Annotated in this window: 15 protein-coding genes; 3 read left to right on the forward strand and 12 right to left on the reverse strand. The window is 59.8% G+C overall.

Translation table 11 applies throughout. From position 1 onward, the window contains the following. The first annotated feature begins 129 nt into the window (after positions 1 to 129). The 3 genes from H7850_RS02035 (at position 130) to H7850_RS02045 (ending at position 3,431) form a co-directional block, all read left to right on the forward strand. Positions 130 to 879, forward strand: a complete 750-nt coding sequence (locus H7850_RS02035; protein WP_227367723.1) for an electron transfer flavoprotein subunit beta/FixA family protein — start codon at positions 130 to 132, stop codon at positions 877 to 879. Positions 880 to 893: 14 nt separating this feature from the next. Next, positions 894 to 1,832: an electron transfer flavoprotein subunit alpha/FixB family protein gene (locus H7850_RS02040; protein ID WP_227367724.1), complete on the forward strand. Its 939-nt coding sequence runs from the start codon at positions 894 to 896 to the stop codon at positions 1,830 to 1,832. A 333-nt stretch (positions 1,833 to 2,165) separates the two neighbouring features. Next, positions 2,166 to 3,431, forward strand: a complete 1,266-nt coding sequence (locus H7850_RS02045) for a DcaP family trimeric outer membrane transporter (protein WP_227367725.1) — start codon at positions 2,166 to 2,168, stop codon at positions 3,429 to 3,431. A 66-nt stretch (positions 3,432 to 3,497) separates the two neighbouring features. On the opposite strand, the gene H7850_RS02050 is transcribed toward H7850_RS02045, so the two are convergent. The 12 genes from H7850_RS02050 to H7850_RS02105 form a co-directional block, all read right to left on the reverse strand. Continuing rightward, a complete protein-coding gene (locus H7850_RS02050) occupies positions 3,498 to 4,271 on the reverse strand; it encodes an enoyl-CoA hydratase/isomerase family protein (RefSeq protein ID WP_227367726.1) in 774 nt (257 codons plus the stop codon). An 82-nt stretch (positions 4,272 to 4,353) separates the two neighbouring features. Beyond that, positions 4,354 to 6,018, reverse strand: a complete 1,665-nt coding sequence (locus H7850_RS02055) for an electron transfer flavoprotein-ubiquinone oxidoreductase (RefSeq protein ID WP_227367727.1) — start codon at positions 6,016 to 6,018, stop codon at positions 4,354 to 4,356. 48 nt (positions 6,019 to 6,066) lie between these two features. After that, complete coding sequence (locus H7850_RS02060; protein ID WP_227367728.1) at positions 6,067 to 7,191, reverse strand: acyl-CoA dehydrogenase family protein; 1,125 nt, start codon at positions 7,189 to 7,191, stop codon at positions 6,067 to 6,069. Between the two features lie 9 nt (positions 7,192 to 7,200). Further along, entirely contained in the window at positions 7,201 to 8,397 is a 1,197-nt protein-coding gene (locus tag H7850_RS02065) for an acyl-CoA dehydrogenase family protein (protein ID WP_227367729.1), read from the reverse strand. Between the two features lie 27 nt (positions 8,398 to 8,424). Further along, complete coding sequence (locus tag H7850_RS02070) at positions 8,425 to 10,020, reverse strand: enoyl-CoA hydratase/isomerase family protein (RefSeq protein WP_227367730.1); 1,596 nt, start codon at positions 10,018 to 10,020, stop codon at positions 8,425 to 8,427. Between the two features lie 174 nt (positions 10,021 to 10,194). Beyond that, positions 10,195 to 11,340 (reverse strand): TAXI family TRAP transporter solute-binding subunit, encoded by a 1,146-nt coding sequence (locus H7850_RS02075; RefSeq protein WP_227367731.1) that lies wholly within the window; start codon positions 11,338 to 11,340, stop codon positions 10,195 to 10,197. A 63-nt stretch (positions 11,341 to 11,403) separates the two neighbouring features. After that, positions 11,404 to 13,413, reverse strand: coding sequence for a TRAP transporter permease (locus H7850_RS02080; protein ID WP_227367732.1), 2,010 nt, complete (start codon positions 13,411 to 13,413; stop codon positions 11,404 to 11,406). A gap of 69 nt (positions 13,414 to 13,482) precedes the next feature. Next, on the reverse strand, positions 13,483 to 14,646 hold the full coding sequence (locus tag H7850_RS02085) for a TAXI family TRAP transporter solute-binding subunit (protein WP_227367733.1): 1,164 nt from the start codon (positions 14,644 to 14,646) through the stop codon (positions 13,483 to 13,485). Between the two features lie 826 nt (positions 14,647 to 15,472). After that, on the reverse strand, positions 15,473 to 17,212 hold the full coding sequence (locus H7850_RS02090) for an isocitrate/isopropylmalate family dehydrogenase (RefSeq protein ID WP_227367734.1): 1,740 nt from the start codon (positions 17,210 to 17,212) through the stop codon (positions 15,473 to 15,475). Positions 17,213 to 17,262: 50 nt separating this feature from the next. Next, on the reverse strand, positions 17,263 to 17,838 hold the full coding sequence (locus H7850_RS02095) for a gamma-glutamylcyclotransferase (protein WP_227367735.1): 576 nt from the start codon (positions 17,836 to 17,838) through the stop codon (positions 17,263 to 17,265). 71 nt (positions 17,839 to 17,909) lie between these two features. Next, on the reverse strand, positions 17,910 to 18,311 hold the full coding sequence (locus H7850_RS02100) for an ectoine synthase (protein WP_227367736.1): 402 nt from the start codon (positions 18,309 to 18,311) through the stop codon (positions 17,910 to 17,912). 45 nt (positions 18,312 to 18,356) lie between these two features. Continuing rightward, a complete protein-coding gene (locus H7850_RS02105; RefSeq protein ID WP_227367737.1) occupies positions 18,357 to 19,772 on the reverse strand; it encodes an amidase in 1,416 nt (471 codons plus the stop codon). Between the last annotated feature and the right edge of the window lie 58 nt (positions 19,773 to 19,830).

Consider the following 19,830-nt stretch of genomic DNA (forward strand, 5'->3'; position numbering starts at 1 on the left):
AATCGGACGGCTCTACATCTTTGGTATAGACACGTATCTACGAGCTTGACGCCATGAGCACCGGGACTCTATCGTTTATTTTAAATTGCGAAATACTATTCCGCATAGAGAAACATGTAGGAGGTGGACATGAAAGTACTCGTCGCGGTCAAACGCGTCATCGATTACAACGTCAAGATTCGCGTCAAGACGGATCACTCCGACGTCGATCTCACCAACGTCAAGATGGCCATGAACCCCTTTTGCGAGATCGCCGTGGAAGAAGCGGTGCGTCTCAAAGAGCAGGGCGTGGCCACGGAAGTGGTGGCCGTCTCTATCGGCCCCAAGGCCGCCCAGGAGCAGCTGCGTACCGCCCTGGCCCTGGGCGCCGATCGTGCCATCCACATTGAAACCGACGAGCGGGTCGAGTCCCTGGCGGTGGCCAAGCTGCTGAAAAAAGTCATCGACGAGGAGCAGCCCCAGCTGACCATCCTCGGTAAACAGGCCATCGACACCGATAACAACCAGACCGGCCAGATGCTCGCCGCCCTGACCGGCCAGCCCCAGGGCACCTTCGCCTCCAAGCTCGAAGTGCAGGACGACAAGCTCCAGATCACTCGGGAGATCGACGGCGGCCTGCAGCGTCTCGAACTCAGCCTGCCAGCCATTGTCACCACCGACCTGCGCTTGAACGAGCCGCGCTATGCCAAATTGCCGGACATCATGAAGGCCAAGAAGAAACCGCTCGAGACCAAGAGCCCCGCGGATCTTGGCGTCGAGGTAGCCTCGAAGGTCAGCCTGCTCAAGGTCGAGACCCCGGCGGAGCGCAAGGGCGGCATCAAGGTCGGCTCCGTGGACGAGCTGGTCGACAAACTCAAGAACGAAGCCAAAGTGCTTTAAGAGGAGCTGATTTCATGAGCCTATTGGTACTGGCCGATCATCACGACGGCCATCTGGACGATGCCACCGCCAGCGTCATCGCGGCCGCCCAGCAGATTGCCGAGCACGCCGGCGGCGACATCGATCTGCTGGTGGCAGGTGAAAACATTGACAGCATCGCCGAAGCCGCAGCCAAGCTCGACGGCGTGACCCGGGTACGAGTGGCGGACAACGCCGTCTACGCCCATCAGCTGGCCGAACCCCTGGCGGATCTGCTGGTCAGCCTGGCGGATGACTACGCCTATGTGTTGACCAGCGCCTCCACCAACGGCAAGAACGTGCTGCCGCGCCTGGCGGCGCTCAAGGACGTGTCTCAGCTTTCCGAAGTGATGGCCGTGGATAGTGCCGATACCTTCAAGCGTCCGATCTATGCCGGTAACGCCATCGCCACGGTGCAAAGCGACGATGCTCTCAAGGTCATGACCATCCGCACCACCGCCTTCGATGCGGTCAGCCAAGGTAACAGTGCCCCGGTTGAAGCGGTCGACACGGTGGTCGATAACGCCCTGTCGAGCTTCGTCGACGAAGAGCTGGCCAAGAGCGAACGCCCGGAACTGGGCGGGGCCAAGGTCGTGGTCTCCGGCGGGCGCGGCATGGGCAATGGCGAAAACTTCAAGATGCTCGAAGGTATCGCCGACAAGCTCGGCGCCGCCCTGGGCGCGTCGCGGGCCGCAGTCGATGCCGGGTTTGTGCCCAATGACTACCAGGTAGGGCAGACCGGCAAGATCGTCGCGCCGGAGCTGTACATTGCCGTGGGCATTAGTGGCGCCATCCAGCACCTGGCGGGGATGAAGGACTCCAAGGTGATCGTCGCCATCAACAAGGACGAGGACGCGCCGATCTTCCAGGTGGCGGATTATGGGTTGGTGGGCGACTTGTTCGAAATCCTCCCGGAGCTGGAAAGCAAGCTGTAGGAAGATCGGGATCTTCCAGGTGGCGCTCTCCAAAGTTACCGGCTTGGTCGGCGACCTGTTCGAGATATTGCCGGAACTTGAGCAGAAACTATAAGGGAGGAGCGGTTCTTTCAAGCAGCACTGACAATTATAAAAAAGCGAGTTAGTCGAGTGTCACCTATCGCAAAGCAATAACCGAGCAAGCGCCAAACCGGTGCGGCAGTGGGGGCTGGCTCCCGCTCCAACGGCCCAACGTTTCGTGAAGGGCCAAATTCGCGCGACATCCTCTACCACCGATGCCTAGTCCGCACCGGCCAGGGGCGTTGTGCACTTAAAAAAACAATGAGGACTATCATGTTCAAGCCCGTCAAAAAGATAACAACCGTTACGGCGATCGGAGCATCGCTGATGCTGCCGCTAGGGATAGCCAATGCGCAGGCAACGCCTGCCGATATCGAGGCCTTGCAGGCACAAATGGAGGCACTCCAGGCGCAAATCGACGAACTCAAGTCGCAGCAGAAAACCATTGAAAAGGAAGTTGCCACAGTCAGCGACGACGTCGTCACCAAGGCGCCGGGCGGCGGTCTCAAGATCGGTGAAACGACCCTTGAGATTGGCGGCTACGTCAAGGCCCAGGCGACGTTTGCCGATAATGGCTACGGCGACGGCAAGGCCAGCGAAATCGTCACGCCCAACTCCTTGCGCACGGAAACGAACGAAGATGAAGGAGTTCGCAACAGTTTTAGTGCACGTCAGAGTCGGATAAATATAGGTAGCAGTACGCCGGTGGCAGATGACACCCTGGAAACCTTTATCGAGGTCGATTTCTACGGTGCTGATGAGGAGGCCAATGAGTTCGTCAGCAATTCCTATGCGCCGCGCCTGCGGCATGCCTACGGCAGCTGGGGTAATTGGCTGGCCGGCCAAACCTGGTCGACCTTCATGGATCTCAATGGCCTAGGCGAGGTCGATGCTTTCGGTCAGCAGGCCAGCGTCATCTTCGTACGCCAGACGCAGCTACGCTACACCCAGCCGTTCAATGGTGGGAGCCTGCAGTTTGCCTTGGAGAACCCGGAAGACGGTGGTGACGATCAGTCAGTGCCGGATATTGTCGGCCGTATAAACTTCGACGGCGATTGGGGCCATGTGTCGTTTGCAACGTTGGCACGCCAGCTCGCAGTCGACGACGACGACGACGACACCGAATGGGGCGATGCCTATAGCGTGACCGGTCGTTTCCCGACCTTCGGTAAGGACGACATCCGCTTGCAGGCCAACTATGGCAACCTGGGGCGCTATATGGGGCTGCGCCCTTACCCGGATGCGCAGATCGAGGATGGGGAGATTGAGGGCGTCGATGCTTGGGGCGCCTCGGCGATCTATCGCCATTACTGGACCGATAATTTACGCAGTTCGCTGGCCTATTCGCGGACCGGGCTAGATGAGGCGGGGACGGGCAACATGACCGACAGCTACGACACCACCTTCGTCAATCTGATGTGGTCACCGATGGCACAGACTACCTACGGCATCGAGTATCAGCGTTTCGATCTCGAGGAAGTCGATGGCGACAGCTTCGACCTGAATCGGGTGCATTTCTCGGCACAATACGACTTCTAGCTTCTCTTCATTGCCACTATCTCGATCGCTTCGGCCCCGCATGCGGGGCCTTTTTGATGGGTGGCGTTAGCGCCGTCGCGCGTCACGGAATGCCGCGATTCGCGTGGCGAACTCCGGCGATGCCTTGCATTCATCTTGTAGACGGCCTTCATGGTCGAAGGCGGTTTCCAGGTCGCTCAGAGCCGAGGCACGCATAGCCTGCTTAGTGTGGGCGATGGCCTGGTCTGATTGCGATACCAGCAAGCGTGCCCAGCGTAGCGCTTCTCTTTGTAAAGACTCGTCATCGACGACATGGTTGGTCAGGCCCAGCGTTTGACAGGTTTCGGCATCGATCGGCGCGGCGGTGGCTGCCAGCTCGAAGGCCCGCGCATGACCAATACGCCGTACCAGATGCCAGGTGATGCCGCCATCAGGGATCAGGCCGATATCGATGAAGGCCAGCTTGAGGTAAGCGGAGCGGGCCATCAGTACCATATCGCTGGCCAGTACATAGGCCATACCAATGCCCGCGGCGGCCCCATTGACCGCAGCGATCACCGGCTTGGGCATCGCTACCATGCGCAGCAACGCGGGCTTGAACAAGGTGGCGAGACGCTCGCTGGCCGGTGTGGTCGAGCCCGACTCGAACTCACCGATATCGGCACCAGCACAGAAACTGGCGCCTTCGCCGCTCAGGATCACGCAGCGCACACCGGTATCCTCGGCCACCGTCTGTAGGGCGGCGTTGAGCGACAGGGCGGTCGCCTCATTTAGGGCGTTGCGTACTCCCGGCCGATTCAGGCGAATTTCGACGATGGCGTCATCGTGATGGAGCACCTCGATGGTGTTGGTGGAGGGCATATAGGTCCTCATAAGCCTGTTATAGAGAAAACGCCGGTCAGCTCATTCATTCAATGCCCGGCGTTAGCAACGTGCTGACTCCCTACATGTTGGGGTAATTCGGCCCGCCGCCCCCCTCCGGCGCCACCCAGGTGATGTTCTGCGCCGGGTCCTTGATGTCGCAGGTCTTGCAGTGAATGCAGTTCTGAAAGTTGATCTGGAACTTAGGCTTGCCGGCGTCGTCTTCCACCACTTCGTAGACCCCGACCGGGCAGTAGCGCTGCGCCGGCTCGTCGTACTTGGGCAGATTGTCGCGAATCGGAATGTCCGGATCGCTCAGGCGCAGGTGGCAGGGCTGATCCTCATCGTGGTTGGTGTTGGACATGAACACCGAGGAGGTCTTGTCGAAGGAGAGCTTGCCGTCGGGCTTGGGGTAGTCGATTTTCTCGGCCTGATCCGCCGGGTTGAGCTTGGCGTAATCCGGGGTCGTGTCGTGAAGCGAGGGTAGCTTGCCCTTGAAAAGCTGATCGACGAAATTATAGGCGCCGCCCCCGACAGTACCGTACTTGTGAATCGCCGGGCCGAAGCTCGCGGTCTGCTCGAGTTCCTGATAGGCCCAGCTCTGTTCCCATTTCGTGGTGAAATCCGTAAGCTCCTTGCCCCCTGTATCGGCTTCGTTCGATTGGCCCAATGCCTCGAACACCGTCTCCGCCGCCAGTATCCCGGACTTCATTGCCGTGTGCAGCCCCTTGATCTTGGCGAAATTCAAGGTGCCCGCATCGCAACCGATCAGCAGGCCGCCGGGAAAGGTCATCTTCGGCAGGCAGTTGAGCCCGCCCTTGGTGATCGACCGTGCGCCGTAGGCGACCCGCTTGCCGCCTTCCAGGTACTGCTTGAGCAGCGGGTGGTGTTTCAAGCGCTGGAATTCATCGAAGGGTGATAGAAACGGGTTGGTATAGCTCAGGTCGATGATCAGCCCGACCATTACCTGCTGATCCTCGCCATGATAGAGAAAGAAACCGCCGTGGGCGTTCTTGTCCAGAGGCCAGCCGGAGCCGTGGAGTACCAATCCCGGTTCGTGCACCTCGGCGGGCACATCCCACAGCTCCTTCAAGCCGATGCCATAGTGCTGCGGGTCCTTGCCGTCATCGAGGTTGAAGCGCTCGATGAGACGCTTGCCGATATGGCCGCGGGAACCCTCGGCGAATAGGGTATACTTGGCACGCAGCTCCATACCCGGCATGTAACCACTCTTCTCGCTGCCGTCGGCGGCCACACCCATGTCGCCGGTCACGATGCCGCGCACGATACCGTCATCGTCGATCAGTGCTTCCTGGGCGGCAAAGCCGGGAAATATCTCCACCCCCAAAGCCTCGGCCTGCTCGCCCAGCCAGCGGCACAGGTTACCGGCACTGATCACGTAGTTGGGAGAACTACCCGCGTTATGCATGGTTTTGGGTACCAGGGCGTTGGGCAGCTTCTGGGTCGACTCCGCGTTCTTGAGCAGATGGACCTCGTCCCGGGTTGCCGGAACGGTCAATGGCGCGCCCCGTTCGGCCCAGTCTGGGAAGAGCTCGGCCAGTGCGCGGGGCTCGAACACCGCGCCGGAGAGAATATGCGCACCGACCTCGGAGCCTTTCTCGACTACGCATACGCTGAGTTCGCGTTCGGCCTCACCCGCCTGCTGCATCAGTCGGCAGGCCGCGGACAGTCCCGCGGGGCCGGCACCGACGATGACCACATCGAAATCCATTGATTCACGTTCCATACCAACTCCAGGATACTATGAATGACGATCCGCCCCATAAGTGCGGCATCAGGCCACTGAGTCGAGATGAGCCATGACGGTTTCAAGATGATAGTCGCGATCGCCCAAGGCATGGTCGAGCAAGATCAACCGCTTGGCATAGTGAGCGACATGGCACTCCTCGGTCATGCCCATACCGCCGTGTAGCTGAATGGCCTGTTCAGCGACGAACTGTGCCGCCTCGCCTATATAGGCCTTGGCGGCGGCGATACGATAGTCGCGCTGCTCGTCAGGCAGTGTCAGGCTGGTGGCGGCGAGAATCGCCATCGAACGGGCTTGCTCGAGATGCAGGTGCATATCGACCATGCGGTGCTGCAGCGCCTGTTGGCGACTCAACGGGGCGCCGAACTGTTGTCGCTCCTTGAGATACTCCAGGGTCTGTTCGCAAGCCATTTCCATGGCGCCGACGGCTTCGGCGCACAGAGCGGCTCGCCCCTGGGCGAGGGCCTCGCCAAGTGCCGCGAGCAAACTGTCGCCACTGGCCAGCAGGGCCGAGGCGGGCAGGGCCATGTCGAAATCGAGATCGCTGGCACGCTGATCGTCAAGCGTGGTGTAGTCCCGGCGCTGCAGGCCGTCGCTATCCACGGGGACAAGGAACAGGCCAAGAGCGCCACCATCGAGACCCGCCGTCACCAGGAGTGCGGCCGCTCTCGGGGCGTTGATTACCACCCGCTTGCGACCCTGTAAATGCCAGCCTTCACCGCGCCGTTTTGCATGGGACTCTGGCGTATCGATGTCGTAACGACTGGTGGTTTCGTGCCAGGCCAGGGCGAGTTGATGCTCGCCTTCCAGCAATGGTGTCAGCCACCGTTCGCGTTGGCTGTCATCGGCCAGCTTGGCCAGCAGCATGCCGGGAATCATCAGGCCATCGAGATAAGCTTCGGGCACCAGGCCACGGCCCAGCGCCTGCATGATCAGCATCTGGTCGATGCCATCACCCCCCAGCCCGCCGTCCTCCTCGCTGAAAGGCATGGCCAGCAGGCCCAGTTCGGCGAAGGTGTGCCATAGCGAGGAGGATGCGGTACCGCGCTCCTGGATCAGCGTGCGGCGCTGCTCGGGATTGCAGCGATCGGTGACCAGGCGAGTCACGGTCTCGTCGAGCATGCGCTGCTCGTCGCTCAGGGAAAAGTCCATGCCAGCTCCTTACATGCCGAGAATTGTCTTGGCGACGATGTTTTTCTGGATTTCGTTGGCGCCGCCATAGATCGACAGCTTACGGCGATTGAGATACTGCGCGGTGGCGGCGGCGGCGAATGTCTGGTCGTCGTCGAGAGTATCGTCGTCACCGGCGAGGAAATCGGCGAAGAACGGTAGCGCTTGGGGGCCGAGGGCGCGTCGGGTCAGGTCGCTCAGGCGCTGGCGCAGCTCCGACCCACGAATCTTTAGCAGTGAGCTTTCCGCCCCTGGGGCGCCACCGTCCCGGGCGGCAGCCAGTACGCGCAGGTTGGTGACTTCCAGTGCCATCAGCTCGAGTTCGGATCGGGCGATCTGTTCACGAAAGCTTGGTGCCTGGATCAGCGGGCGGCCACGATGAGTTTGGCGGCGAGCCACGCTCTTGAGGTGGCGCAGAGCCTGCTTGGCGTGACCCAGGCCAGCAATACCGGTGCGTTCGTGGGTGAGCAGGAACTTGGCGCAGGTCCAGCCTTCGCCTTCTTCGCCGACACGATTGGCAACCGGCACGCGTACGTTGTCGAGGAACACCTCATTGACCTCGTGAGCACCGTCGAGGGTGATGATCGGGCGCACGCTGATGCCCCGAGTATTCATGTCGATCAACAGGAAGCTGATGCCGGCCTGCTTCTTGGCCTGAGGATCGGTGCGGGCCAGGCAGAACATCATGTTGGCGTGCTGGCCCAGAGTGGTCCAGGTCTTCTGGCCATTGACGATGTAGTGATCACCGTCACGTTCGGCGCGAGTTTTGAGGCTAGCCAGATCCGAGCCGGCGCCGGGTTCGGAATAGCCCTGACACCACCAGTCGTCGTTGCCGAGAATGCGTGGCAGGTAATGACGCTTCTGCTCCTCGCTGCCGAAACGGATGATCACCGGCGCGACCATGTTGACACCGAACGGCACCACCGTGGGGGCATGCGCCGCGGCACACTCTTCCTCGAAGATATGTTTCTCGACCGGGCTCCAGCCGGTACCGCCGTGTTCCACCGGCCAGCCGGGTGCCAACCAGCCGCGTTCGCTGAGGAGGTTCTGCCAACGCACATGTTCTTCGGCATTGAGCTGCTGACCGAACCGCACCTTACGCTGAATATCGGCGGGGAGCTTGTCGGCAAGAAAGGCACGCACCTCCTCGCGGAAGGTGTTTTCTTCTGGGGTGAATTGTAGGTTCATGATTACCTCGAGGAAAAAGAGCGCAGCTCAGCGAGACACCGAACTGCGAAAAGCAGGGCCACCAAGATGCGATGGATAGCCGAAGGCCTGAGTTGCCAGTACATCGATATCGCTGTCGCGGTGCACCTGGCCGTTCGCCGAGAGTGTCTGGGCGGCCTGCTGCCAGGCGAGATCGAGAGGACGACGATGGTGTTCGGCATCCGTATCATCAAGCTCGACGCGATCATTGACCTTCGCCAGCCAGGGTGAAAGATCCCACCCCTCGGCTTCCCAGGCAGTACTGAGTCGACTGGCCTCGTGGTCATCGGCGATGGCGTCTGACAGTGCCTTTTCAAGTGCGGCGATGACGCTCCCGTGGCGAGTAACCACTACCTGACGCTTGAGCTTCTTGAGCGTGTTGGCCAACGCCTGAATCAAGGCCGGGTTGTTCGTGTAATCGACCAGTTCACAGATCGGCAGCGCCGCATCAAGCGGGGAAAGTACCAGAGCGGCGTCACAGGCATCGCTTGAGAAGTCTGGCGGTATGGCGACATCGATTCGGGGAGTACCGATGGGCAGTATGCTCCTGAGCGCCTGGCGCCGGGAGGCGTCGACATCGGGAGCAATCAGGCAGGCCTGAATACCGTCGCCGATCTCTGCATCGAGATCGATCAACCGTACACCGGCCTTGGCGGCATTGGTTGCCAAGGCCTCGAACAGTGCGTGATGTCCGACCAGGCCGAGAGTCGTGAGCGACGAATCGCTACCGGCACCTGGCACCTTATGCGTGCCTCGGCTAGCAAAGAAGGTGTGAATCAGGCCAGCGCGCTGCGAGGACTCCATGCATTCGGTAAATAGCTCGCGCTCGCGTCTGAGCCCCTCGGCGAAAGGCAGGCGAGTGGCGGCTTCCACGGCGTCAACGATGCGAAAAGGCGAGAACAGATAGGGAACCTCTTCGGCCAGACGTTTCCGATAGCGCTCGCAGGCTTCCGGGTCGGCCGTCGGAACGGGAAGATCGCCACTGACGCGCGGAACGTAACGACCCTGTAGCAGACGTTCGGCGGCGGCCAGACCCACGCTGAGCGGGTCGTTGCCGGTCATCACTGCATCGACAATGCCCAGTCTCTGCGCTTCTTCGGCAGCGACGAAGCGGCCGCTAGTGATCATGTCCAAGGCACACTCGACGCCCGCCAGGCGCGGCAGGCGCTGGGTGCCACCGGCCCCGGGCAGCAAGCCAAGCTTGACCTCGGGCAGGCCGACCTTGGCCCCCTCCAGGACGACGCGCAGATGACAGCCTAGTGCTACCTCCAAACCACCTCCAAGTGCGGTGCCGTGCAGCACGGCAATCAATGGTTTGTCGCAGGCTTCCAGTGTGGCGATGACTTCGGGTAACAGCGGTGGCTGAGGAGGCTTGCCAAATTCACGGATGTCCGCTCCGGCAATGAATGTTCGACCGGTGGCTAATAGTACGATGACCTCGACATCACTATCGCCCTCGGCACGCTCGAGAGCCTCCAGCAGTCCTCGTCGAACGGCTTGGCTCACCGCGTTGACCGGTGGATTGTCGATACGAATAACGCCGACGCGCTGTTGACGGCTATAGCTGACGGGGGTGGAGGCGCTGTCTGGCTGGTTGTCTGGCATCCGAAACATCTCCGTGTGGGCGGAAGTTGAAAACCATGATGCGGGGGCGGGCAAGATCGGTCAAGTATTTTGGAATTGAATTTCGCAAAGCAAAATTGGCGCATAAAGAAGATGGAACGAAAAAGGTCACCCGAAGGTGACCTATGTTAGTGCTTCACGTCGATCAATCGAGGTTTAAAACACTGGCTGCATTCCGGCCGCTTTCAGTGCCTTGGCGCGCGCCTCTAGCCACCCTTGACGAAAGGCTTCCTCGTCATCTGGTGCCGAGATGACGTAATCGCCCCAGGTCTCGGCGAGGAGCTGTTGTCGCTTCAACAGCTGATCCTGATGCGCCTGCATTTCTTCGGTCCAAATGCCCGCTTCGCGGTAGTAATCGACGACTGCCTCATGGAAGGGGATGACCCAAGTCATGTTCTGGTTCTCGACGGCGTAGCCGGCGGCGCCCGGAGCGGCATCCTTGTAGCGATCATAGTCCTCGACCAGGGTCTTGATCAGACCGTAGGCGGTGTCATGCTCGAGGTCGGCGTTGGCGACCATGATCGGGTAGGGGTAACTGGCGCTGTGGTAACCATCCTCGGGAATACCGGCGCCGGCGGTGACTTCATGAGGCTGGAAGTAGGGGGCAACGGCCTTCATGCGCTCCCAGGCAGCGCGGTCGTCACGGGGCAGTTGGGGCCATTGTATGCCCCGAGGGCTAGCCGCCAAGCGCTGGGCGGCGGGGGTCACGGTAGTGGTAATCGCGGCATCGGCGCGCCCGCTTATGATGCCATCGAAGGCACTGTTGTACCCCGGGAAGATGACCTTCTCGACGTCGTTCCAATCCAGTCCGCCAAAGGCCAGATAGGCTTCGGCGGCCTTGTTGAGGGCATCGTCGCCCCGGAGATAGGCGACTCTCTTGCCCTTGAGATCCGCGGGGGTCTCGACTTCCACATCGCCGGCCACCGCCATGCCCAGCCCGAACGAGGCCAAGGAGGTGCTGATCACCCGAATCGGCTGCGGCCCCCAGCCAGGACCGGCGAACATCATTACCCCTTCAGAGCCGTAATAACTTGCGATACCGCAGGCGCAAAGATCGACACGACCGGTCTTCAGCGGCGTCATGCGCAAAATGTCGTTCTCGCCGGGAATGACCCGGAACTGGGTGCCGCTGCGCTGCTGAATGATTTGGCCGATGGCCATGATCTGGGCATGCCCGCTGGTGCCGGTGCCATAGGCGGTCCAGTTCAGCGTTTCCGGCATCTCGGCATTGGCTAGCGGAGTGATCGCGAGCGCGCCGAACAGTGCACCGGCCGTAAGGGGTAAACGAATCTGACGTAGCATGGAGGGCTCCTGAGTATTGTTGTTGAAAAGGCACCGAACGCGCATGCTCGGCGCTGGACGAGGTCAGTGCGGCGTTATGCCGTTGCGTGGGATGGCACGGTGCTGACTCCATCGAGCGAGCAGGATCGCCGGTATACCGGTGGCCAGTCCAACACTGAGCAGCTCCAGGTTGCTGAAGGGGATTGGTTTGCCGCCGGGCAGCGCGACACAGAAGCCGGCGATCAGCACCAGGGTGCGAATGATTACTTCCATGGCAGGGGTATGGCCGAGACGCCCCACCCCAATCAGGTAGCCCTGCATGGCTGAGGCGAACAGCACGATGCCAAGCACGGCCTGACAGAACACCAGAATGATACCGATAGGACTGCCCTGCATGATCAGCGCTGGATTAAGCACGAACATGAAGGGGATGAAATAGATAACGCTGCCTAGGCGCATGGCCTGGAGGCCGGTTTCCATCGGTCGGGCGCCGGCCACGGTAGCGGCGGCGAAGGCTCCCAAGGCGACCGGCGGAGTGATGAAACTGAGCATGCCCCAGTAGAGGATGAACATGTGCACGGCCATGGGATCGAGGCCGCCACCTTGGGTCAGCGCCGGCGCCAGAGCCACCGCCAGGAAGATATAGGCGGCGGTCACCGTCATCCCGATACCCAGCACGAAGCTGGTCAGCGCGCCCATGACGAGTAGCAACGGCACGCTACCACCTGCCAGATGAATGAAATCGTTGGCGATGGTGCCCGACAGCCCGGTCATCGACAGCGCACCGACCAGCATGCCGACGCCGGCGAGAATGGCGATCAACTCAGCGAACAGCTTGGCGGCGGCATTGAGGGTGTCGGTGACATTCTTCCAGCCCCAGCGGTGCGACTTGGAGAGCTGATTGATCACTAGTAGCAAGGCAGTAGCATAGAATGGCGCCACCGCCTCACGCTGCATTACCAACAGCATCCAGACCAGCAGCACGAAGACGAAGATGAAGTACCAGCCTTCTTTCAAGGTCTGCTTGACCGAAGGCAGCTCGAGCTTGGGCAGGCCCTTGATGTTATTACGGGCGGCATAAGCATCGATCTGAATGAACAGGCCCAGGAAATACAGTACCGAGGGGATGACGGCGGCCAGGGCCACGGCAGCGTAGGGTACGTCGAGAAACATTGCCATGATAAAGGCGGTGGCCCCCATTACCGGTGGCATCAGCACCCCGCCTGTCGAGGCGCAGGCTTCTACACCGCCGGCGAATGAACGGCTCATGCCGATACGCCGCATGGCGGGGATCGACAGGACCCCAGTGGTCAACACGTTGGTGATCACACTCCCGCTCATCGATCCCATCAGGCCACTGGCGAAGATCGACACCTTGGCGGGTCCTCCGCGTACGTGCCCCAGCAAGGAGAAGGCGAGATTGATGAAAAAGGCGCCACCTCCTGTCTTCTGTAATACCACCCCGAAGATGAGAAAGCCGATCACTAGGCTGGCGAAGGCCTGCAGCGGTACGCCCATGATGCTTTCAGTACTCATGGTGTGGTAGATAGCGGTCTGCTCGAGTGTCGATGGAAACGCCTGGATCGGCCCCGGCATGATGTCGGCGACCATCGGATAGCAGGAGAACAGTGCAACGATCAAGGCAATGGGCCAACCTCCGGCGCGGCGTGCAGCCTCGAGAATCAGCAACCAGTAGGCGTAGCTGAACCATACCGCCGGCTCGGGGGCAGCGAAGGCCCAGCCGCGTTCGAGGATCGATTCGGCCTGGAAAACGAAATAGCCGCCGACGATGGCGGTAACGATAAACAAGAGGTAGTCGTACCAAGGCACCGGCTTGCTCTGCCCCGAGGGAAACATCGGCCAGAGCAGAAAGACCAGAGGTAGCAACAGGGCTACCACGGCGTAGTAGAACTGGGTTTCTAGGCCGGTAACGAAAGTCAGCCAGCCCAGGTTGAAGAGATAGTCCAGCGTCATCAAGGTGAGCAGAACGGTGACGGTACCTGGGAGCCAGCGCAGCGCGCGGGGCAGGGACCGCACTTTTGATACCTGCTCTTTTGCGGCGCCGACATCCTCTTGTTGACTGGCCTGATTCATGGCGGGGATCCGGAGTTGGGCATGGCGGAATCGCCGGCGTCCACTTTACGCAGTGGACGCCGACAGGGATCACTTGAAGATAGGTTCGAAGCCGGCCTCGCGAAGGGCTGAAGCGCGGGTTTGCATCCAGGCGTCGCGGAAGGCATCTTCATCTTCCGGGGTCTCGCCTGTGGTGAACTCCTTCCAGGTATCGAGTAGCAGGTTCTGGCGTTCTACAAGCTTGTCCTGATGAGCCTGCATTTCCTCGGTCCATACGCCGGTTTCCTTGTAATAGTCGACGACCGCTTCGTGAAATGGGATGACCCAGGTCAGATCCTGATTCTCCAATGCGTAGCCTGCCGCACCCGGAGCGTTGTCCTTATAGGCGTCGTAGTTATCCTGTAGCGCCTTGATCAAACCATAGGCGGTGGTGTCCTCGAGATCGGCATTGGCAACGATGATCGGATAAGGATAGCTGGCACTGTTGACCGGGTTCTCGGCGGAAACGCCGCCTGCTCCAGCGGTGACCTCATGGGGTCGGAAATAAGGAGCGATTTTCTGCATACGTTGCCAGGCGGCTTCGTCGTTGGGATCTAGCGCCGGCCAGCTGATACCACGCGGACTGCTGGCCAATTGCTGAGCCGGTGGTGTCACCGTGGTAGTAAAAGAGGCGTCCGCCTCACCGGAGATAATGCCGTCGAACGAACGCGCATACCCAGGATAGTCGACCCGTTCAACGTCATCCCAGGTCAGGCCGCCAAAGGCGAGGTAGGCTTCGGTGCCCTTGTTGAGGGCATCATCACCGCGGATGTAAGCGATGCGCTTACCTTTCAGGTCTGCTGGCGTCTTGACGTCCAGGTCTCCGGCCACGGCTAGCGAAAGGCCAAAAGAGGCGGTCGAGGTGGTTAGTACGCGCAGTGGCTGTGGGCCCCAGTCGGGATGAGCGAACATCAGAACGCCCTCGGCTCCGTAGTAGCTGGCGATACCGCAGGCGCATAGGTCGACACGTCCTGTCTTTAGCGGAGTCATGCGCGATACATCGTTATCGCCAGGCAGTACACGCACTGCAGTGTCGTATTGTTTCTGAAGCATGCCACCAATGGCCACGGCCTGCGCATAACCACTGGAGTTGGTGCCGTAGGCAGTCCAGGCCATGGTGTTAGGGAGTTCGACCTCCTTGGCAAGGGTCGCTCCAGGAAGAGCAAGAGTGAGCGGGAGTGAAGCAAACAGCACTTGGCGGACTAGATAATGCATAAGGTTTCCTCGGCTGTATGAGCCTTTTTGTTTTGCTATGCGGTATTGTGTTTCACAAACTGCCTCGATAGTAGGGAGCACTACGCTATGATGTCAACACGAGACTCTTAGTATCGAATGAGATGGACCCTTATCGGGTTAGAAAGAAGATACGCAAGTCACTGCTATGAAAGAGTTAGCCTACAGGCGAGGGCGAATGAATATCGGAATAAGACTAATGTCTATTGCGCCATGAAATGCTGGGTCCCGGATGAGCGATTATGCGCTCCAAAATAACTAAGGACGATCTTGCTGCCACTACTTCATGACTACGATGAGTGTTCGATGATGTAAGGCCTTCTAGATTAGGTCTCTGTCGGTGCAGGGAGAGCGAACAGACTACTTTGGTTGCAGTTTGGCTGCTGATTACAAGAAAACGCTGTGGCTAGTGTAAGTAGTGGAAATCCTCAACTTTCTGATTCTTAGATATAATCGCATGGTAGAAGCGATCCTCAATGTTACGAAATTTTATTTATAATCCCTTGGTTGCAGGTTCAAGTCCTGCTGGGCCCACCACTCTCAAAGTTTTCTGCCGCATCTTAGAGACTGATCTCCTCACGGCGACGAGCGGTAATAACGTTTACCGTCTCATCATCAAAACGATAACGTGCGCTCAAGTGCCGTTTTCACCTGCGTCGACAGGGAAATGCTTAATTCGTGATACGCGATACTGATCCCAGGCAGAGTATCGTGTCATATCCGGTTGCGGTTTATTGAAAGCGACCAAGAGCCCTTTGCAAAACTATGAAAAGGACTCTTGATGAATATTCAAACCGGTAGAGAGAAGTTAGCTTGCCAGCCGCTTTTCCACCGCATCGAGAAAGCCTTGCATATCCACCACCTGTTCCTTGTCAGGATCGGCTGTCTTACCTTTCAGGTCGCCGGTGATGATGCCGGCATCGACGGTGTCGATCAGCGCTTCCTTCAGCTGCGTGGCGTAGCCGACGAGTGCGTCGTTGCCTTCCCGTTCGCCCAGGGTCTCCAGCGCATTGGCGACGGCGAACAGCAGCGCCGAGGAGTTGAAGTGCGCTTCCTTGCCATTGCTTTCTTGGTATTTCAGATAGAGATCGTGGGCGGTGCCATGGGGCGCCTCGAACAGCATGGTGCCGTTCTTGCTTTCGATGATGGAACTCGCCGTGGCAAGGCTTCCCCCCAAGGCGGCGGAGATATCCGAGAAGATGTCGCCATCCAGATTCTGGGCCGGGTAGAGGGCATTGCGGGGCGGGTCGGTGATCATCTTGATCAGCTGACTGGAAGGCCGCATGATCATGAACGATGGCGGTGGCGTACCGCCTTGGGCTAGCTCGTAGCGCACATCGGTGATGACCGTGCTGAACACTTCGTCGTAATTCATGTACTCGCGCTTGAGACCGAAGTAGACCTCCTTTTTCTTGCGTGAGGCATCGCGGAACACTTGGAGCACCCAATCCTTGATGGCCTGGGCATCGTTGGACATCAGCAGGATCGGATCACCTGCCTTCACGCGTCGAGCATGTTTCTCATCGCCATCGACGATCACCTTGAGAATGCCGTCTTCTGTGGCGGGCATGTTGTAGCTGCCGTACTGATCGCCGCCGCCGGCGCTCATGCGCGAAAGCGACACGCGGGCTTCGCGCTTCGGGATGCCGAAGCGTTTGAGTTGCTCGACCAGCTTGTAGAGCTTGCGCCCGGTGGTGTTGTCCGGCACGCCCCAAAGCGCGCGCTTGGGTGGGTTGGCAACGATGCGCGCGGCCTGGGCATCGATCAGCTCATAATGATAGGCAAGCCCCAGGGATTCGACCTGCTGCTGATACTCCTGCTGGTAGATATCTTCGATGACCGTGCGCATGGCGCCGTCGTAACCGGCGATCACCGTGTCCTTGAGGCCGAGATAGATATCGCGCTTCTCCTCGATTGCCCGCTTGAAGAAGCGATGCGCCCAGGCCTTGATATCGTCGATATCGTTGGTGGCCAGCAGCCATGGATCACCCTTGGCGACCTCGCGACGGTGCAGTTCCTCCGGGTCGCCACTGGCGCCGACGAACATCAGCTTGATCACGCCGGTAGCGCTAGAAAGCTCGTTATAGCTCTCCTTGATGCCGCCGCTGGTCATGGTATCGACTTCAATATCGCGACCGATCCACTCGGGCTTGTCGAACTGCAAATTGCGAAACTGAATGTCTTCGCGAGTAATATTGCCGCCAATACCCTTGCGGATTGCGCCGTTGGGCGACTTGGTGGCCAGCGGGTGCAGGTCGGCCTGATCGATATCGGGATGCTTGGCCAGCAGATCCGTCAGCTGCTCCCGATTGACGGTCATGCCGGCATTCTTGATGCCCACACCGTGCTGCTTGAGTGCTTCGATGGCATCCATGACCGCCTGACCGTTGGTCGCCAGGCGATTTTCCGCAGACAGATCGATGTCCACCAGTTTCATGTCCAGGCGCGAGGTGACGAACATCTCGAGGATCTTCTCGAAGGCCACTTGGGCCATTTCGTCGCCATGCAAAATGACCAAGGGGGACGCTACACTGATCTTGCTGCTCATCATCTTTCTCGTCTTGCTGTGGTAATGAAATTGGGTGATCTCGGCTCAGTCTACTCTTTTATCGGCGCTAATGGGGGGAGTAATCGTTCCAGCTCGAATACATGCGAGTCTTCGACATCGAGCTCACGCAGCGCCGCCGCCAGGTTTAGCAAGTAGTCGCGATTGGGGCCGCTAGGACCTTGTGCATGAGCGATTTGATGGGCGATATGGTGATACGAGGCGTCGCCGAGAAAAGCGGCATTGTCTTCGGTGGCAATATAGACCAACCCTTCGCTGCGTTCGCTTTCCTCGAAGTGCAGCTCAGTCACCAGACGCAGATAGCCGTTCTTTTCACGAACATCAAGGGGCCCTAGAGCCTCGGGTGTGATGCGATAGGCCATGCCGTGGCAGATGGCACCGGCCTGGCGCACCAGAGTGGCGACGCGACCCGGCGCGTCCGGCGTACCACGATGATCGTGAGAGCCCTGCCAGAAACGCCGTACCCAGCCATGAATATAAGCCGGGCGCCGTTCCAGATAGGGAAATCCCGCCTTCCAGATCAGCGAGCCGTAGCCGAACAGCCAGATAGCCTCCTGGCCGTCGAAGTGGTTCATGGCTTGATTGATGCGTGTGGTGTCGTTCGTCATGCCGTCTCGTCACGGTTACACGGTAAATTAGTGACGGTGTCGGGGCGCCGGATGGATATCTTGGGCGTCGCCTATCGCTGCAGCACCGTACCGTCGTCGTCATAAAGCGGATAGCTGCCCTGTTCGTCGTGATCCTCGGGGCCGACCAGGGCGGGGGTGAACACGCAGAGCACGGTCATGCCTTGCTCGCTGCTCAGAATGTGCTGCTGGTTCTTGTCCAGGGCATAGAGCACGCCGGGTTTCAGCTCCCACTTGCCGCCTTCGGTCAGGTCTTCGATCTGACCCTCGCCTTTGGTGCAGATCACGCTTTCCTTGTGGTTCTTGTACCACATGTGCAGTTCCTGCCCGGGCTTGATATAGGTCTCGTGCACCGAGTGGCCCATGCCGTCCGCCCGCAGCGTGTAGCGGCGGCTGATGAACTTCTCTTCATCGACGGCGTTGTTTTCGGCGTCCTTGTGGGTACGAACGATCATCGAAAAGACCTTTATCTCAATGGGGTGAAATGCATGACCGGGTGGTCAGGCGTAATGCGCCGGGTCCGGCACCGTGGGAAAGCGCGGTGGATGGGCTTCCATGAAGGCGTGACAAGCCCGCAATACGCGAATGTCATCGAACTTGCCGCCCGCAAGCTGGAAGCCGACCGGTAATCCCTTGTCGGTAAAGCCGCAAGGCACCGAGGCGGCCGGCTGCTGGCTCAGGTTGAACGGGTAGGAGAAGGGCGCCCACTCTTCCCAGTCGCGCATGCCGCTGCCCGGTGGCACCTCGTAGTTGATCTCGAAGGGTTCGAGGGGCACCGTAGGAGTCATCAGCAGGTGATACTCCTGGTTGAAGTGCTCCAGTTGCAGAGTCAGTCGGGCGCGGTCGGCCAGCGCCCGAAACAGGTCGACGGCGAGCCAGCTCTCCGCATGTCGGGCATTGGCCACCAATCCCGGGTCAAGCATCTGACGCTGTTTTTCGCTGCACTGCGACCACAACTCGAGCGAGGCGGTGAACCACAGCGTCTGGAAAATCTTGATGGGCGACTCGAAGCCGGGGTCGACCTCCACGATCTCGGCGCCCAGTGCCTCCAGCTTGTGCGCGGCCTCGCGAACGCGTTCCGCTATCTGAGGATCGACATCCGCATAGCCCAGAGTGGGGGAGTAGGCGATACGCAAGCCGCGCAGGTCGTTGTCGAGATCCACGCCCCAGTCCTCTGGTTGGCCGCGAGTGGCGTAAGGGTCGCGATGATCGTAGCGCCCGATCACGTTGAGCATGCGGGCGGCATCACGCACGTTGCGGGTCAGCGGGCCGATATGCGAGAGCGTCGGTTCCTTGGCCGGCGGCCATTGAGGCGTCCAGCCGAAGGTCGGCTTGAAGCCGAACACACCGGTGAAGGCGGCAGGAATGCGAATCGAGCCGCCGGAGTCGCCGCCCTGGTGTAGCACACCCATATTGAGTGCGGCAGCGGCAGCGGCTCCGCCCGAGGAGCCCCCGGGGGTCAGACGGGTATCCCAGGGGTTACAGGTCGCGCCGTAAACTCGGTTGTCGGTCACCGCCTTCCAGCCGAATTCCGGGGTATTGGTCTTGCCGAGCAGCACGGCGCCGGCCTTCCGCAACATGCGCGCGGGTGGCGCATCCTCTTCGCAGTGAGCGTTCGAGGTCAGCAGCGAGCCTTCCCGGGCTGGCATGCCGGCGACATTGGTCAGGTCCTTGAGCGAAACCGGCACGCCGTCTATCGGGCTCAATGGCTTGCCTTGGCCCCAACGCCGGGCGGAGGCCTTGGCGGCCGCTTCCGCCCCCTCGCGGTCTATATAGGTGTAAGCGTTGACCTTGTCATTGAAGCGCTCGATGCGCTCCAGTGCGGCTCGGGTGGCTTCCAAAGGAGAAGCGTCACTGGACTTGAAAAGCTTCATCAGCCGACCGGCATCCATCAACCCAAGATCGGTATCACTCACATCAGCCTCCTTGCGTCGTGTAGTCGAACCTTTTGAATCATAGTGTTATAGGTTAAGA

Origin of the sequence: Halomonas sp. M20 (assembly GCF_020622265.1) — a bacterium.
Classification (GTDB): domain Bacteria; phylum Pseudomonadota; class Gammaproteobacteria; order Pseudomonadales; family Halomonadaceae; genus Modicisalibacter.

Coding starts and splice junctions, on each gene's coding strand:
- H7850_RS02090 (WP_227367734.1), bottom strand. CDS start 17,212: ATGAGCAGCAAGATCAGTGTAGCGTCCCCCTTGGTCATTTTGCATGGC.
- H7850_RS02075 (WP_227367731.1), bottom strand. CDS start 11,340: ATGCTACGTCAGATTCGTTTACCCCTTACGGCCGGTGCACTGTTCGGC.
- H7850_RS02050 (WP_227367726.1), bottom strand. CDS start 4,271: ATGCCCTCCACCAACACCATCGAGGTGCTCCATCACGATGACGCCATC.
- H7850_RS02065 (WP_227367729.1), bottom strand. CDS start 8,397: ATGAACCTACAATTCACCCCAGAAGAAAACACCTTCCGCGAGGAGGTG.
- H7850_RS02080 (WP_227367732.1), bottom strand. CDS start 13,413: ATGAATCAGGCCAGTCAACAAGAGGATGTCGGCGCCGCAAAAGAGCAG.
- H7850_RS02060 (WP_227367728.1), bottom strand. CDS start 7,191: ATGGACTTTTCCCTGAGCGACGAGCAGCGCATGCTCGACGAGACCGTG.
- H7850_RS02045 (WP_227367725.1), top strand. CDS start 2,166: ATGTTCAAGCCCGTCAAAAAGATAACAACCGTTACGGCGATCGGAGCA.
- H7850_RS02070 (WP_227367730.1), bottom strand. CDS start 10,020: ATGCCAGACAACCAGCCAGACAGCGCCTCCACCCCCGTCAGCTATAGC.
- H7850_RS02055 (WP_227367727.1), bottom strand. CDS start 6,018: ATGGAACGTGAATCAATGGATTTCGATGTGGTCATCGTCGGTGCCGGC.
- H7850_RS02040 (WP_227367724.1), top strand. CDS start 894: ATGAGCCTATTGGTACTGGCCGATCATCACGACGGCCATCTGGACGAT.
- H7850_RS02035 (WP_227367723.1), top strand. CDS start 130: ATGAAAGTACTCGTCGCGGTCAAACGCGTCATCGATTACAACGTCAAG.
- H7850_RS02100 (WP_227367736.1), bottom strand. CDS start 18,311: ATGATCGTTCGTACCCACAAGGACGCCGAAAACAACGCCGTCGATGAA.
- H7850_RS02095 (WP_227367735.1), bottom strand. CDS start 17,838: ATGACGAACGACACCACACGCATCAATCAAGCCATGAACCACTTCGAC.
- H7850_RS02085 (WP_227367733.1), bottom strand. CDS start 14,646: ATGCATTATCTAGTCCGCCAAGTGCTGTTTGCTTCACTCCCGCTCACT.